Source organism: Anaerolineales bacterium (assembly GCA_019637755.1).
Taxonomy (GTDB): Bacteria; Chloroflexota; Anaerolineae; order Anaerolineales; family UBA11579; genus JAMCZK01.
Genome location: JAHBVC010000001.1, coordinates 1,054,387 through 1,069,034 on the forward strand (window position 1 = coordinate 1,054,387; position 14,648 = coordinate 1,069,034).

Annotated in this window: 12 protein-coding genes; 3 read left to right on the forward strand and 9 right to left on the reverse strand. The window is 62.8% G+C overall.

The window, feature by feature from the left end; genetic code table 11:
- Window positions 1-80 precede the first annotated feature (80 nt).
- The gene (locus KF821_05155; protein MBX3005196.1) at window positions 81-2,228 is read right to left on the reverse strand and encodes a bi-domain-containing oxidoreductase; all 2,148 of its coding nucleotides are present in this window, start codon (window positions 2,226-2,228) and stop codon (window positions 81-83) included.
- 142 nt (window positions 2,229-2,370) lie between these two features.
- On the opposite strand from KF821_05155, the gene KF821_05160 reads away from it, so the two are divergent.
- Window positions 2,371-3,474, forward strand: coding sequence for an aminopeptidase (locus tag KF821_05160; protein ID MBX3005197.1), 1,104 nt, complete (start codon window positions 2,371-2,373; stop codon window positions 3,472-3,474).
- Here the strand turns inward: KF821_05160 and KF821_05165 are convergent.
- The 3 genes from KF821_05165 to glgP all read right to left on the reverse strand — a co-directional run bounded on the left by KF821_05165 (window position 3,471) and on the right by glgP (window position 6,760).
- Window positions 3,471-3,800, reverse strand: a complete 330-nt coding sequence (locus tag KF821_05165; protein MBX3005198.1) for a hypothetical protein — start codon at window positions 3,798-3,800, stop codon at window positions 3,471-3,473. The genes KF821_05160 and KF821_05165 overlap by 4 nt on opposite strands.
- Before the next feature lie 270 nt (window positions 3,801-4,070).
- Window positions 4,071-4,595: a DUF2179 domain-containing protein gene (locus KF821_05170; protein ID MBX3005199.1), complete on the reverse strand. Its 525-nt coding sequence runs from the start codon at window positions 4,593-4,595 to the stop codon at window positions 4,071-4,073.
- A complete protein-coding gene (glgP, locus tag KF821_05175; GenBank protein MBX3005200.1) occupies window positions 4,595-6,760 on the reverse strand; it encodes an alpha-glucan family phosphorylase in 2,166 nt (721 codons plus the stop codon). Before glgP ends, KF821_05170 begins: the two co-directional genes overlap by 1 nt.
- A 119-nt stretch (window positions 6,761-6,879) precedes the next feature.
- Between glgP and dnaG the strand changes: the two genes are divergently transcribed.
- Together dnaG and KF821_05185 are read left to right on the forward strand one after the other, a co-directional pair.
- Entirely contained in the window at window positions 6,880-8,790 is a 1,911-nt protein-coding gene (gene dnaG, locus KF821_05180; GenBank protein MBX3005201.1) for a DNA primase, read from the forward strand.
- A gap of 18 nt (window positions 8,791-8,808) precedes the next feature.
- A complete protein-coding gene (locus KF821_05185; GenBank protein ID MBX3005202.1) occupies window positions 8,809-10,368 on the forward strand; it encodes a sigma-70 family RNA polymerase sigma factor in 1,560 nt (519 codons plus the stop codon).
- 66 nt (window positions 10,369-10,434) lie between these two features.
- On the opposite strand, the gene KF821_05190 is transcribed toward KF821_05185, so the two are convergent.
- The 5 genes from KF821_05190 to KF821_05210 form a co-directional block, all read right to left on the reverse strand.
- The gene (locus KF821_05190) at window positions 10,435-10,617 is read right to left on the reverse strand and encodes a hypothetical protein (GenBank protein MBX3005203.1); all 183 of its coding nucleotides are present in this window, start codon (window positions 10,615-10,617) and stop codon (window positions 10,435-10,437) included.
- Window positions 10,618-10,776: 159 nt separating this feature from the next.
- Entirely contained in the window at window positions 10,777-11,508 is a 732-nt protein-coding gene (locus tag KF821_05195) for a response regulator transcription factor (protein MBX3005204.1), read from the reverse strand.
- A 31-nt stretch (window positions 11,509-11,539) separates the two neighbouring features.
- The gene (recN, locus tag KF821_05200) at window positions 11,540-13,264 is read right to left on the reverse strand and encodes a DNA repair protein RecN (GenBank protein MBX3005205.1); all 1,725 of its coding nucleotides are present in this window, start codon (window positions 13,262-13,264) and stop codon (window positions 11,540-11,542) included.
- A 1-nt stretch (window position 13,265) separates the two neighbouring features.
- Entirely contained in the window at window positions 13,266-13,781 is a 516-nt protein-coding gene (locus KF821_05205; protein ID MBX3005206.1) for a B-box zinc finger protein, read from the reverse strand.
- A complete protein-coding gene (locus KF821_05210; GenBank protein MBX3005207.1) occupies window positions 13,778-14,647 on the reverse strand; it encodes an NAD(+)/NADH kinase in 870 nt (289 codons plus the stop codon). The genes KF821_05205 and KF821_05210 overlap by 4 nt, the downstream gene beginning before the upstream one ends.
- Window position 14,648 lies beyond the last annotated feature (1 nt).

Below are 14,648 nucleotides of genomic sequence, written 5' to 3' on the forward strand. Positions count from 1 at the left end.
TAGGTTAAGTTCAGTTTATCACAGGGGTTAAAAGGTGTCAAATTTCACAAACGAAACGGGCGCATAGGCCAGCTGCCGGGCTAAAACTCCACCGGCTTGCCCGTTTGCAACGATTGCAGCGCCCCAAAAGCCGCCCGCGCCCCGCCAAACAGCTCCTCATAGGGGATCGGCGCGGGGCCGCCGGCGCTAATGGCGCCAAAGAACGCCTCCAGCCCGGCGCGGTGGCCCTTGTCTTGCCGCCCGCGCAGCGTGCGCGTGCGGCCCTCTGCGGTCAGCTCCAGCCGGCGAAAATCATCCAGCACGGCCACTTTGCCGCCACAAAAGACTTCGAGGCGCTCCTTCGGTAACGCGCGGTCGCCATTCGCCAGGTAGCTCACCGTAGCCAGCGAGCCCTCGGCAAAGCGCAGCGTGATCTGAACGTTATCTTGCTGGTAACGCGCGTCATCCGGCAGCGCCTCGGCATACACCGTGTACGGCGCCTGCCCCACCAGGTAGATCATAAAATCAATAAAGTGGCACGCCTCGCCCACAATGCGCCCGCCGCCCAGCTGCGCGTCGTGCAGCCAGTGGGTGGCCGGCAGCGCCCCGGCGTTGACGCGGTAGTGCGCCGCCAGCGGCTGGCTGCGGCCGGCCAGGAATTGTTTGGTAGCCTGGCCCAGCGGGGCAAAGCGCCGGTTGAAGCCACCCATCAGCAAGGGGCTGCCCGCTTTGCCTGCCTGGCGCTCCAACGCGGCCAGTTCCTTTTCATTCAATGCCAGCGGCTTCTCACAGAAGACGTGCTTGCCGGCCTTAAGCGCCGCCAGGCTCTGGCGGGCATGCAAATGATGCCGGGTCAGGATCACCAGCGCGGCCACGCGGCGATCGGCCAATACTTGGGCTTCGTCGCTGGCGGCGTATTGAAAGCCAAAGCGCCGCCCCAGATCGGCCGCGGCGCGCCCGCTGGCCGAGCTGATCGCCACGCGCTCCACGCCCGCCAGCCCGCGCAGCGCCGGCAATAAGGTGTTGCGCGCGTAGTTGCCGGCCCCCAGAATGCCCACTCCTAGCGTGCCTTGCTGGCGCGGCTGGCTTGCAAAGGTGACGCGGCGGCTGGCGGCGCGCGGCGGGCGCGGGACCAGCGTGCCAGGATACGTGATCAGCACGCCCAAAAATGGGCTGCGGCTCTGGATCAAGTCATACGCCTCCGGCGCCTGGGCGATCGCAAAGCGGTGGCTGATCAGCTTGCCAACATCCACACGGCCCGCCGCCAGCAGATCCACAAAGGCCTGCAGGTTGCGCCCTTCGCTCCAACGCACATAGCCGATCGGGTAGTCGCGCCCGCCTTCTTCGTAACCCGGGTCGTAGCGGCCGGGGCCATACGAGCGCGAGACCACGAAACGCAGCTCCTTGGCATAGTAGCTGCGTCGCGGCACATCCATGCCCACCGCGCCCACCGCCACCACCGTGGCGCGATCGCGCGCCAACTCCCCCGCCAACGCTACCGGGTCATTCGATTCAGTGTCGGCGCAGATCAGCACGGCGTCAAAGCCTTGCCCGGCGGTAAAACTGGCGCCGCGCGCCGCGGCCTCGCCGCGCCCGGTAGCTGCTAAGCCGCGCGCCCGCGCCAGCGCCACGCGCTCCGTGTCGAGGTCGATGCCCAGCACCTGGCAGCCGGCGGCGGCGGCGAGGCTGGCGGCCAATTGGCCCAGCAAGCCCAGCCCCACCACGGCGACGCGCGCGCCGACTTGCACTTCGGCCAGGCGAAAGCCATGCAGGGCGATCGCCCCCAGCGTGGTGAAGGCAGCTTCATCAAAGCTCACGTTTTTTGGCAGGCTGGCAACCAGGTTGCGCGGCACGCTGACATACTCGGCATGCACCGCATAGTTGCCGCCGGCGCAGGCCACCGGCTGCCCAACCCGCAACCCCTGCACGCCCTCACCCAGCTCAACCACTATTCCAGCACTAGAATATCCGAGAGGGACCGGCTCCCCCAGGCGCCCCAGGGCGGCCTGGGCGGTGCTCACCACGCCTTCGCGCCGCGCCTTATCCAGGGTCTGGCGCACCAGATCGGGCCGCGAACGCGCCTTGCCCAGCAGCGAAGCGCTGGCAAATTCCACGAGCATGCGCTCCGTGCCCGCCGAGACCAGCGAGGCCACAGTGCGCACCAGCACAAAGCCAGGCGGCGGAGTGGGCACCGGCACTTCGGCCAGGTGGGGGCGGCGCGCGCGCATGTTTTGCAATAATTGTTTCATGGGCTTTTCTTTAAGGTTAAGCTGAGCGCATTCTACCATTCGGGCGCTGCGCCTGATCGATTTTTGCATCGGCGGATTATGCGCGCCGCGCAGTGAGGCCAGACCTGCGGGCTTATAATGCGCGCACCCTAAGGAGATCTACATGGCCGACCCACGCATTGAGAATTTTGCCCGCATCCTTGTCGAATATTCTACGGATATCCAACCCGGCGATCGCGTCATCATCGAAGCCAGCACCGAGGCGCTACCGCTGATTGAAGAAGTATTCAAGAAGGTGATTTTGCGCGGCGGCCGCCCGCACCTGCAACTGGAGTTTCCTGAGCAGCGTGCCTTGTTCCTACAGTTGGCCTCGCCTGAGCTGCTCAGCATGCAGAACGAATTCGTAGCCCTGGCCTACCGCGAGTTCGAAGCGCGCATTCGCCTATGGTCTGAGGCCAACACGCGCGCCCTCAGCAATGTCGATCCGGCCAAGCAGTCGGCCGCCGCGGCCGCCTTCTCGCCCAGCCTCAAAAATCAGTTCAAACGCTCGGCCGCCGGGCAATTCAAATGGGTCACCAGCATCTACCCCACGCAGGGCTATGCCATGCAAGCCGGAATGAGCCTGAGCGAGTACACCGATTTCGTTTTGCGCTCAGTGCACGCCCACGAGGCCGATCCGGTGGCGCATTGGCTCAAGATCAAAGAGCAGCAGCAATACTATATGGATGCGCTGGCCGGGCACGACCGCGTGCAGTTGCGTGGCCCCAATGTGGATCTGACGCTTTCGATCAAGGATCGTACGTGGAAGAATTCGTACGGGCGCTACAACATGCCCGATGGGGAGATCTACACCGGCCCCGTGGAAGACTCGCTCAACGGCTGGGTGCGCTACACCTACCCCGCCATGGAGGGCGGCGTCGTGGTGGAAGGCGCCGAGCTGCACTTCAAGGACGGCAAGGTCGTGCAAGCCACGGCGCGCAGCCAGGAAGCCCACCTGAAACAAATGCTAGCCACCGACCCCGGTGCCAGCTATGTGGGCGAATTTGCCATCGGCCTCAACAAGGATATTGACCGCTTCACCGGCCACATCCTACTGGACGAGAAGATCGGCGGCTCTTTCCACATGGCCCTCGGTATGGGCTACCCCGAAACAGGCAACACCAACGTCAGCGCCATCCACTGGGACATGATCTGCGATCTGCGCACCGACTCGGAGATCCACGTAGACGGCGAGCTCTTCTATAAGAATGGTGAGTTTGTAATTTAGCCTGCGCCCGCCGCTGCCACCAGCGCGGCGGCGTCTTCGTACACCTGGCGTGCCCAACGGCGCACATCTTCGCAATAATGCGCGGCTGTGTCCAGGCGCACGCCAGCGATAGTGAAGCCCCAGGTTATCTGCTCCACGCCGGGCAGCCTCTCGCCGCGCACAATGCTGAATGTACGCCTGCCTGAATCCACCTCATGCTTGTATTTCTGGCGCGCGCCTTGTGGGGTTAGGCCATCATATACAAATTCGCCTAACAATTTGTGCATCGTCAGCCAGCCTTCACGTGAGTACATGTTGTGCTGCAGGTAATAGGCGGGAACACTCAAATGATGAACAGCATAATAGGCAGGGTCATCGCCCTCCAATATCTGCCCCTCCCAGAATCGGTCGGCGCACTGCGCTCCATCGGGCACTTTCGCGCTGCATTGTGTGCAAATCATCCTAGGGCCTCGTAAGCGGAACAGAAGCGGCGCTTGAGATACCCGGCTCAGCCGAGTTGCAATGCCCACGCAGCCAAGGCACAGGCGAAGCACCCATGCAGTTCGGGCCACAAAAGCAACTTGATGGGCCTCGCCGGCGCTGGCGAAACCGGCGCATCAGCCCCAAAAGCCGCGCCGCAGCGGCCGCGTCTCTTCGCTGGTGATAAAGGCGGTGCCATCCACCGCCTCCACGATCGTCTGCACCTCGTCCACTTCCTTGCGGCGCACGCTCAGGTTCAGCAGGCTCACCGTGCCGTCTTTGCCGCGCGCGGGGATCTCGGTGACGCCAAAGCCGGCCTCGCGCAAGCGCTGCACCATGGCGGTGCCGCGCTTGGGGCTAACGATGCGCAAATTAATAAAGCCGATCGCCAGGCGGTCTTCCACCCACATACCCAGGGTATTGCCGGTGGCAAAGCCCGCCGAATAGCCAATGATGTTGAGGATATTGTCGAGGCCGGAGATCACCGAGCTCAACGCCACCACAAAGATCGCCGTCTCCACAAAGCCCAGGATCCAGGTGGAGAGCCGGCGGCCGCGCAACATCATCACCACTCGCAGCGTATCCAGGCTCTGGTTGACCACGCGCAGCATGAAGATGCCCAGCGCCATCAGAATTTCTTGTTGCGTGAACGAAAACTCCATTAGTCGAACTCCACTGAATCGGCGGCGGCATCCATCGCCCGCACATACAGGCTATTCATATAGTCTTTCACCATGCGCCGGGCGCTGAATTGCGGCGCCAGGCTGCTGATCGATTCCTTCACCATCTGCAGCCAGCCAGTTGAGGGCTGGTTGCCCAAGCGTTCCCCATAGTACAACGGGATGATCTGGTTCTCTAATACGTCATACAAGCTGTGCGCATCGGCCAGGTCTTGTTCGCTTGCATCGGCATATTCCTGCTCGGTGCCAATTGCCCAGCCATTCTTGCCGTTGTAGCCCTCGCGCCACCAGCCATCCAGGATCGAGAAGTTGAGCGCACCGTTCAACGCCGCCTTCTGCCCCGAAGTACCCGAGGCCTCCAGCGGGCGGCGCGGCGTGTTGAGCCACACATCCACGCCCTGCACCAGATAGCGCGCCAACTCCATGTCATAGCCTTCCAGGAACACCAGCCGCCCGCCGGCTTCGGCCTTCTTGACCACGCGGTAGACCTCCTGGATCAGCAGCTTGCCACCTTCATCGGCCGGGTGGGCCTTCCCGGCGAAGATGATCTGCACCGGCCGGTCAGGCTTATTGATCAGCGCCAGCAGGTGCTCCACATCCTGCAAGACCAGGTTGGCGCGCTTGTACGTGGCGAAGCGACGGGCGAAGCCGATCGTCAGCGCGTACGGGTCGAGCAGCGCACCGCCGGCCACCACCTGCACCGGGTGAATGCCATCGTGCAACCATTGCTGGCGCACCCGTTCGCGCACATAGAAGGCCAGCTTGCGCTTGGCATGGCGGCGGGCGCGCCACAGCTCGGCATCGGGGATGGTATGGATCGCCTGCCAGGCCTGCGCATCATCCAGCCGCTCGCTCAGCGGGCCGAGATGCTTGCGATACAGTTGGCCCATACGCTTACTCAGCCAGGTAGGCGTATGGATGCCATTGGTAATATGCCCGATCGGCACCTGGCGCTCCTCCAACTGCGGCCACAAGCCGTGCCACATGCGCCGGGCCACCTGGCCGTGCAGCTCAGATACTCCGTTGTGCTGCGCCGAAAAGCGCAGCGCCAACACCGGCATACTGAACGCTTCGCCCCAACTGACTTGCTGAAAGGCCAGCTTCACAAACCCCGCCTGGTCCAGCCCCAGATCAGGCCAGTACTGTGAGAAATAGCGATCGACCAGCCAGATCGGAAATTCATCATTGCCGGCCGGCACGGGGGTGTGCGTGGTGAACACGTTGCCGGCGCGCACCGCCCGGATCGCCTCCACCAGGGGCATGCCGCCCTGCACGCGCTCGCGTGCCTGCTCCAGCCCCAAAAACGCCGAATGGCCTTCGTTCATATGCCACACGGTGGGGTTGTAGCCCAGCATGCGCAGGGCGCGCACGCCGCCAATGCCCAGCAGCATCTCCTGCGAGATGCGCAGGTCCAGATCGCTACTGTAGAGGCGCGCGGTCAGCTCGCGGTCGGCCGGGGTGTTGAGCTCTACATTGCTATCCAGCAGGTAGAGTGGCACACGGCCCACGCGAATTTGCCAAATACGCGCATGCAAGCTGCGCCCAGGCAGCTCGATCGAGACCATCAGCGGCTCGCCCTGCGCATCGTTGACCGCCAGCACGGGCATCTCGTCAAACTTCAGCGTCACCGGGCGCGAGTCTTGCCAGCCGTCCTCACTGATATGTTGGAAGAAGTAGCCGTGGGTATACAAGAAGCCCACCGCCACCAGCGGCAACCCGAGATCACTGGCTTCTTTCAAATGATCGCCGGCCAGCACGCCCAAGCCACCGGCATAGATCGGCAGGGTTTCGTGCAAGCCAAATTCGGAGGAGAAGTAGGCGATCGGCTTGTGGGTGTGCTGTGGATAGGTTTGCTGGAACCAGGTAGCCGGCGTGCGCAGATACTCATCGAAGGCTGCCACCACGCGGTCATAGTGCTCGGTAAAGTTCAGGTCAGCGCTGGCGCTCTGCAAAATCAACGGCGGCACATCGCGCAGAAAGACCACAGGGTTGTGCCCACTGGCCTGCCATTGCAACGGGTCAATGCGCTGGAACAAATCCTGCGCATCCGGTTGCCAGGTCCACCATAGGTTATAGGCCAGGTCGGCCAGACGAGCCACACGCTCAGGCAGCGCCAATTGCAACAGGGGTTGTGAGTTAAACGGCATACGAAGTCCTATTCTGTGCACAAAATCCACAAAATGCTACCATGCCCAAGATGGGCATACCCTAAGCGCTGAAGGGGCGGCGGGTATAATGCCCATCCTGCCCCCAGCAGACGGACAGTATGAGCAATGTCGAGGAGATCAAGGCACGCGTAGCCATTGAAGACATCGTCTCGGAGAGCGGTGTCCAGCTCCGTCGCGCCGGCAAGAATCTAAGCGGCTTCTGCCCCTTCCATAGCAACACGCGCACGCCATCTTTTGTCGTCTTCCCTGAATCAGGCACCTGGCGTTGCTTCGGCCAGTGCAACGAGGGCGGCGATGTTTTCAAATATGTAATGAAAAAAGAAGGGCTCGATTTTGCAGAAGCCCTGCGCCGCCTGGCCGACCGGGCGGGTATCCAGCTGCGCGCACCCAGCCCCGGCGAACAAGCCGCCAAGGAACAGCACGGCCGCCTGCGTGCCGTGCTGGAAGCGACGGTGCGTTTTTACCAGGCGCAATTGCAAACCCCCGCCGGCGCCCGCGTGCTGGCCTACCTGCATGGCCGCAGCCTTACGGATGAAACGATTGCCGCCTTTGAGCTCGGCTACGCCCCCGAAGCGCTCGAGCCACTCAGCGCCGCGCTGCAAGCCGCCGGCTTCACGCTGGAGGAGATGCTCGAAGCAGGCGTCCTCAGCCAGTCCGAGGACGGGCGCCGCTACCCGCGCTTTCGCCATCGCTTGATGTTTCCCATTCGCGATGCAAATGGCAAGATGGCCGGCTTCGGCGCCCGCGCCCTCAGTGAGGAAGCGCTACCCAAATACCTCAACTCCGCCCAGAACCCGCTGTTTGACAAGGGCAACCTGCTCTACGGCATGGATAAAGCGCGCAAGCACATCCGTAGCCAGGATGAAGCCGTGCTGGTGGAAGGCTATATGGATGTCATCGCCTTGCATCAGGCCGGCTACCCCAACGCCGTCTCCCCGATGGGCACGGCCCTCGGCGAGCAACAGCTGCGCGCCCTCAAGCGCCTCAGCACGCGCATTGTGCTGGCGCTGGATGCTGACGCCGCCGGCGACAAAGCCACGCTGCGCGGCCTGGAAGTGGCCCGCAAAAGCCTCGACCGCCAGGCCGACCCGGTCTTCGATGCGCGCGGTTTGCTGCGCCACGAGGGCCGCCTGCAAGCCGACATCCGCGTCACTACCTTGCCGGAGGGCAAGGATCCGGATGAGATCGTCGCCGCCGACCCGGCGGCCTGGCCCGGCATCCTGCAGGCGGCGCGTCCCATCGTTGAGCATGTGATGTACAGCCTGGCCGCCGGCAAAGATCTGCAAGACGCCAAGGTCAAGCAAGCGCTGGCGACGCAGATTTTGCCACTGATCGCCGATGTGCCCAGCCCGGTGGAGCGCGATAGCTATACCCAAAAATTGGCGCGCTTGCTGCAAGTAGATGAACGCAGCCTGATGGCCGAACGCCCGCGGCGCGCTGCGCCCCGCGCCCGGCGCAGCCAGGCCGCGGCGAAGCCGCCGCCTTTGCAACTGCCCGTGGCCAAAGACAGCCTGGCCCTGCTGGAAGCGCATTGCCTCAGCCTACTCATTCGCCACCCCGAATCGTTGTATCGTGCCGACCGGGCCCTATTGGCAGCCGGCTTGCCACGCCTGTCGCAAAGCGAGTTTGAGCACAGCGACCATCAGGAGTTATTTCGCCTGGTGCGCGAAGCCTTGGAGCAAAACGAGCAAGAGCCCAACAGCTATGTGATGCAACAAGTGCCCCCGGCGCTATTCGACCGGGTGGAGCAACTGATCAAGCAATCCGAAAAACTAGACCCGCAGGACGATAAAGTCTTCGAAGATTTGCTGCGCACCTTCCTGCTGCTGCGCCGGCGCGTACTGCACAAGAGCAACGAGCAAATGCGCTTCCTGCAGCAGGAAGCCCAACAAGAGGGCGATCCAAAAGCCAGCGAGTACCAACAGCTAATGGTACAAAACACCCTAACCTTGCGACGCCTGGATCAAGCCCTGGCCAACGGCCCGCAAACGCGCTCAGCCACCCGATAGGCCAGCCCAAGTGCTATGATGGACTCCGACGTGGAACGACCCGAAGACAACCTGGAGCACTCCGAACACGAGGATGAGTTGCTGGAAGACGCCGCCCAAGAAGACGGTGACCTGCTCAACGAACTCTCCGAGGACGAGGATGGCGTAGATGCCCTGCGTGAAGACCTGCGCAAGCTGGAGGAACGCGTGCGCCAGGAAGGCGCCATTGAACTGGGCGATGACCCGGTGCGCCTCTACCTTAAGGAAATCGGCCGCGTCAGCCTGCTGGATACCGACCGCGAGCTGTGGCTGGCCACCCGCGTCGAGGCGCTAAAACGGCTCAGCTTTTTGCAGGCGCAAGCCGCCAGCGAAAAGCAGCCCGAGCCCGACCCGGAGCTGGTGTTCAAAGCCGCCTATGCCGAGCTCAACGAGGCCTGGCTGCGCCTGGCCAAAGAAGTGAAGGCATTCGGGCACAAACCGCCACAATTGCTCTCCCTGGCGCAGGAAGCGCTGCGCCTGCAAAAAACCTGGACGATGGAAACCCCCTCGTATGTGCGCAGTTACCTCGATAACGGCATGTGGGGGCGTGATCCGCGCTGGGATGCAGTAGCCCGCAGCACCTTCATCATCTTCATCGGCTTTTATCTCTTCCCCGCCGAGCTGACCGAAAAGCTGCAAAAGACCATCGAGGGCGGCAGCCTGCCCAGCGCACGTAGCTTCGCCAACCTGCTACCGGCCGCCGAGGAGCTCAAGGTGGCCGCGGCCGCCGTGCACAGCCGCGCCATGGAAGCGCAGATCGCCATCATCAATGCCAACCTGCGCCTGGTGGTGAGCATTGCCAAGCGCTATGTCGGGCGCGGCTCCACCTTCGAGGATCTGATCCAGGAAGGCAATATCGGCCTGCTGCGTGCCGTCACCAAGTTTGACCCCACGCGTGGCTTCAAGTTCAGCACCTATGCCACCTGGTGGATCCGCCAGGCGATCACGCGCTCGATCGCCGATCAGGCACGCACCATTCGCATCCCCGTGCACCTGTTGGAATCGATCCAGCGCCTGATGCGCGCTCAACGCCAGATGACGCAGACCCTAGGCCGCGAGGCGACCTTTGAGGAGCTGGCGCTCGAGAGCGGCTTCCTCGACGAGGCCGATGTGGCCGCCATCCGCAAGGCGCAAGCCGCCAGCCAGCCGCTGGCGCCTGACCTCAAGCGCCGCTGGGCCCGCGCCACCACCAAGGTGGAGCAAACCCTGCGCAGCGCCGAGGAGCCGATGTCGCTGGAGAGCCCGGTAGGCGCCGGCGACGGCAGCGAGTTGGCCGATTTCATTCCCGATGAGGATGCGCTGGCCCCGATGGATGCCGCCGCCCGCGAAATGCTGCGCGAGCAGGTGCAGGGCGCCCTGGCTGGCCTCACCGACCGCGAGCGCGATGTGTTGCAAATGCGCTACGGCCTGCTGGACGGCAAGGACCACACTCTCGAAGAAGTGGGCCAGCATTTCAACGTGACGCGCGAGCGCATTCGCCAGATCGAAGCTAAGGCGCTGCGCAAACTGCGCCACCCCACCCGCAGCCACCAGTTGCGTGAATATCTGGGCGGCAACTAGCCTTATATAGAGAAACAAAAGCGGCTCCGAATTCGGAGCCGCTTTTTTGTGCATCGACCGGGCAGGTCATTCATCTTCATAGGCATCAAAGTCGTCATCGTCTTCGATCGGCCAGTCCAACTCCAGCGGGTCTAGCCAGACCACATCCAACTCCGTTGAGCAAGAGGAACAGGTGACACTCATGCCGATTTTTGCGGTGCCCTTTACTTTCACCGTAGCACCACACGAGGGGCAAACAGCATCGCTCATGCAAGCTTCCTTTCAGCCACAGGCAGGCTGCAAATAGAGTGGATGGCAATGTAGCGCAATTGCTAGCGAAGCGCACAGGAAAACTATCTTGGATTTTGGGGACCGAAGAAAGCTTATCTGGGGGAGGCTTGAAGACTAGCAGACCGCATTTTAGCGAACCTATCGAACCTCGCTAGCGCTCTTCTCCGTCTTGCTGAACATACGCTGCTGGTCAGGCTCAGGCTCGAAGTAATAGCCGATACCCGCATCGGTCATGATGTAGCGCGGGTTCGAGGGATCCGGCTCGATCTTGCCGCGCAAGCGGCTGATCAAACCACGCACCAGGCCCTGGCTGCCCTCGCCGCCGTAGCCCCACACGTACTCCACCAAGTTCTCGGAGGGGATGATGCGCCCCGGGTGGGTCATCAGTGCGTACAGCAGGCGGAACTCCAGTTGCGTCAGGCGCGTCGGCGCGTCTTTGCCCACCTGTACACTGCGCTTCGCAGGATCCAGCGTGATGCCCGCCTGGCTCAGCGCCGGCAGGCTAAAGTAAGGCAGGCCCGAGCTGCGACGCATCAGGGCGCGCAATTGCGCCACCATGAATTTGTGGCTATACGGGCGGCTGAACACCAAATCGGCGCCGGCTTCGATGAAATCGATCTGCGCGCCTTCATTGCCGGCTTCCATCAGCATCACGATCGGCGCCTGATTCTCCAGGCGCAACTGGCTGATGAACTCAGAAGTAATCGCTTTTTCGGTAGTAAACGCGAAGAAGAAAAGCTCCGCCGGGCGATCGCCTTGCGAAAGCTGGTCGAGCTCAGTAACCAGGCGGACTTCGAAGCCAGCGCGTTGAAGAATAAGAGTGAGTACAGCTGCTTCGTCTGCGTCCGGGGCGAACAATAAAGTCAGCATTGAAAGCGCGTTACGTTATTGTATATCACCTTCACGCATTCGTGGTAGTGCGCACGGCGTCCATTAATTCGCGCGCCGATTGCAAAGTACCTTCACTCACTTCGCCAAACATGTTGGCCAGCTCGTGAATACGCGCCTCTTCTTTCAAGCGCACAGCCTGGGTTTGCGTGCGCCCTTCGCTCACTACTTTTTCCACCTTGAAGTGCTGGTCCCCATACGCGGCCAGTTGCGGCAAGTGCGTCACGCACAAGACTTGATGGGCGCGTGCCAAGCGCCATAGTTTCTCCCCCACCACACTGCCCACGCGCCCGCCGATGCCCTGGTCGATCTCGTCAAAGATCAGCGTGGGGGTGTGGTCTGCGCGCGCCAGCACATTCTTCATCGCCAGCATCAGGCGCGCCGTCTCACCTCCTGAGGCGATCTTGACCAGTGGCTTCAACCCCTCGCCGGGGTTGGGCGCCACCAGAAACTCGATCGTTTCGTGCCCGTGCGCATCAAAGGCGAAGCGTTGGCCCGCGATGGCCAGGCCGGCCGCGTCCGGCGTAGTGCGGAAATCCACCCCGAAGCGCGCCGCCTCCATCTTGAGGTCGTCCAGCTCCACTTCGATGCCCTTGCTCAGCTCGGCGGCGGCCGCATGGCGCTTGGCGGAGAGCGCCTGCGCGTCCTGGGCCAATTGCGCCAGCAATTCGCCCTCGCCGTGTTGCAGCGCAGCCAGGCGCTCCTCCGCATTCGAGATATTCTCGAGGTCTTTGCGGGCGCGTTGGCCAAATTCTAAAATGGCGGGAATATCCTCACCATACTTGCGTTTGAGGCCCTGCAGCAGTGCCAGGCGTTCTTCCACTTCTTCGAGCCGCTTGGGGTTGAACTCGATCTGTTCCAAATAGCTGCGCAGATCACGCGCCACATCCGCCATTTCATCCAGCAGGCCCTGGGCACGCTTGTGCAGCCCGGCCTGCGAGGCATCCACGCGGGCCAGGCCGCTGAGCGCATCCACCGCGGCGCCCATACGGTCATTGGCCGCGGGGCTTTCATCCCCGCTCTCATCCAGCGCGGCCAGCGCCAGGGTGGCGTTGGCGGCCAGGCTCTCGGCGTTGGCCAGGCGCGTGCGCTCATCGCGCAGGCTGGCTTCTTCCTCCGGCTGCAGCTTGGCCGCCTCGATCTCCTGCACCTGAAAGCTGAGCAATTCGATGCGCCGGGCGGCATCCGCCTCGGCTTCACGCAGGCTGGCCAGCTCACGGCGCAGGCCCTGCAATTGGCCATAGGTTTTTTGATAGGCGGCCAGCTCGCGCTCCACCCCGGCATAGCGATCCAACAGCACCCGATGGGCCGGCACGCGCAGCAGCGAGAGATGCTCAGATTGGCCGTGCAGATCGATCAGCAGCTCGCCCAGTTCGCGCACCAACGCCAGCGTCGAGGGGCGGCCATTGATGCGCACGACATTGCGCCCCTCGCGGCGGAACTCGCGCGCGATCTGCACATAATCGCCATCATCCAGCAGCTCTTCGCGCTGCAAAATGGCGTGGATCAGCTCGCGGGTGACATCGGGAATGCGAAAGGTGCCCTCTACCGAGGCGCGCTCGTCACCGGCGCGGATCAGGCTCAGGTCGGCGCGCACCCCCAGCAGGGTTTCCACCGCGTCGATCAGGATCGATTTGCCCGCCCCGGTCTCGCCCGAGAAGGTCACCAGGCCACTGCCCAGCTCCAGGGTCAGGTCTTCGATGATGGCAAAGTTTTGAATACGCAGTTCGGTCAGCATATTAGGAATTGATCTCAATGCCTGCCAAGCGATAGTAGGTGGTTGAGACCGCCAGCGAAAGATAGGCCAGCGGCCACAGCGCACTCAGGAAGGCGCCCAACCCTGCCCCGCCAAAGACATACGCCAGCGGCAGCAACACGAAAGGCGCCGCTCCCAGGCCCACCGCCAGGGCGGTCAACTGAAACAGCCGCGGCGAGCGGCGCCGCCCCGTGACGCGGCGCACCGCCGCGGCGATCAGGTTGCCCGCCAGCGGCGCCAGGAACAGGGTGAAGAAGCCGATACGCAGCGCAAGGTAGCCACCCAACGCCGAAAGCAGCGTGGCTACGAGGATGGCCAGTACATAATCGCGCGAGGTGCTGGTATCAAACACCTTTTGCTGGCCACGCACACACTCTCTGCAGCGGTAGCCAGTGGGAGTGTGGATGGCGCACTGGGCACAGATGTATTTCTCACACTGGTTGCAGCGCAGCCCAGTTTCACGCGTCGGGTGGTTGGCACAATAAGTTGCAGTCGTCATGCGGCAGCTCCTGCCGAAGGATTGGTGGCCATCAAAGATAACAGCCGTTGATAAAAATAGCTGGCCTCGCGGAAGCGCAGAAAATGCAGGCTGTGCTCACTGGCGCGCACGTCCACACAATCGCCGATCTGCATCGCCTCGGGCGCCTGGCCATCCACGCTCAGCACGGCTTCATCGCCGCGTTCCAGGCACACAGTAATGCTGGCGCCTTGATCCAACACCAGGGCGCGTTCCACGCTGAGGTGCGGCGCCACCGGCAACAGCAGCACATTGCGCAGCGTGGGCGGCAGGATCGGCCCGCCGGCGGCCAGGGCATAGGCCGTGGAGCCGGTGGGCGTGGCGATGATCACGCCGTCAGCCACATAGGTGGTCAGCGCAGTGCCATCCACGCTGGCGCTCAGGTGCACCGGGCGCACCACGCGGCCGCGGCCCACCATCGCTTCGTTGAGCGCTTCCCAGGTTCCCAGAACCGTTTCGCCGCGGCGCAACTGCACATGCAGCAGCATGCGTTTTTCCAGGCTGTATTCGCCGCTGGCCAAGCGTGGCAGGTAGTGCTGCCATTCCTGCGGGCCGAGCTCGATCAGGAAGCCGAAGTTGCCATAATTAATGCCCAGCAATGGAATGTTCAGCGGAGCGCACAGGTGCCCGGCGCGCAACATGGTGCCATCGCCGCCCAGCGCAACCACCAAATCAGTGCCCTGCTGCTGCAATTCGGCCTGGGTGGTAGCGCCCTGCAGCACGGCGCGGCTGGCTGGCAGCTGGTGCTGCTGCAAGAAAGCTACTACGTCGGCACACAACGCCATCGCTGCAGGGTTGGACGCGCTGGCCAGCACGGTGACATGATTGAACGCAGGCATGGGTACCATC

Excerpts from the sequence above, each read along its gene's own strand:
- KF821_05155 (MBX3005196.1), bottom strand. The coding sequence starts at position 2,228 with ATGAAACAATTATTGCAAAACATGCGCGCGCGCCGCCCCCACCTGGCC.
- KF821_05160 (MBX3005197.1), top strand. The coding sequence starts at position 2,371 with ATGGCCGACCCACGCATTGAGAATTTTGCCCGCATCCTTGTCGAATAT.
- KF821_05170 (MBX3005199.1), bottom strand. The coding sequence starts at position 4,595 with ATGGAGTTTTCGTTCACGCAACAAGAAATTCTGATGGCGCTGGGCATC.
- glgP (MBX3005200.1), bottom strand. The coding sequence starts at position 6,760 with ATGCCGTTTAACTCACAACCCCTGTTGCAATTGGCGCTGCCTGAGCGT.
- dnaG (MBX3005201.1), top strand. The coding sequence starts at position 6,880 with ATGAGCAATGTCGAGGAGATCAAGGCACGCGTAGCCATTGAAGACATC.
- KF821_05185 (MBX3005202.1), top strand. The coding sequence starts at position 8,809 with ATGGACTCCGACGTGGAACGACCCGAAGACAACCTGGAGCACTCCGAA.
- KF821_05190 (MBX3005203.1), bottom strand. The coding sequence starts at position 10,617 with ATGAGCGATGCTGTTTGCCCCTCGTGTGGTGCTACGGTGAAAGTAAAG.
- KF821_05195 (MBX3005204.1), bottom strand. The coding sequence starts at position 11,508 with ATGCTGACTTTATTGTTCGCCCCGGACGCAGACGAAGCAGCTGTACTC.
- recN (MBX3005205.1), bottom strand. The coding sequence starts at position 13,264 with ATGCTGACCGAACTGCGTATTCAAAACTTTGCCATCATCGAAGACCTG.
- KF821_05205 (MBX3005206.1), bottom strand. The coding sequence starts at position 13,781 with ATGACGACTGCAACTTATTGTGCCAACCACCCGACGCGTGAAACTGGG.
- KF821_05210 (MBX3005207.1), bottom strand. The coding sequence starts at position 14,647 with ATGGTACCCATGCCTGCGTTCAATCATGTCACCGTGCTGGCCAGCGCG.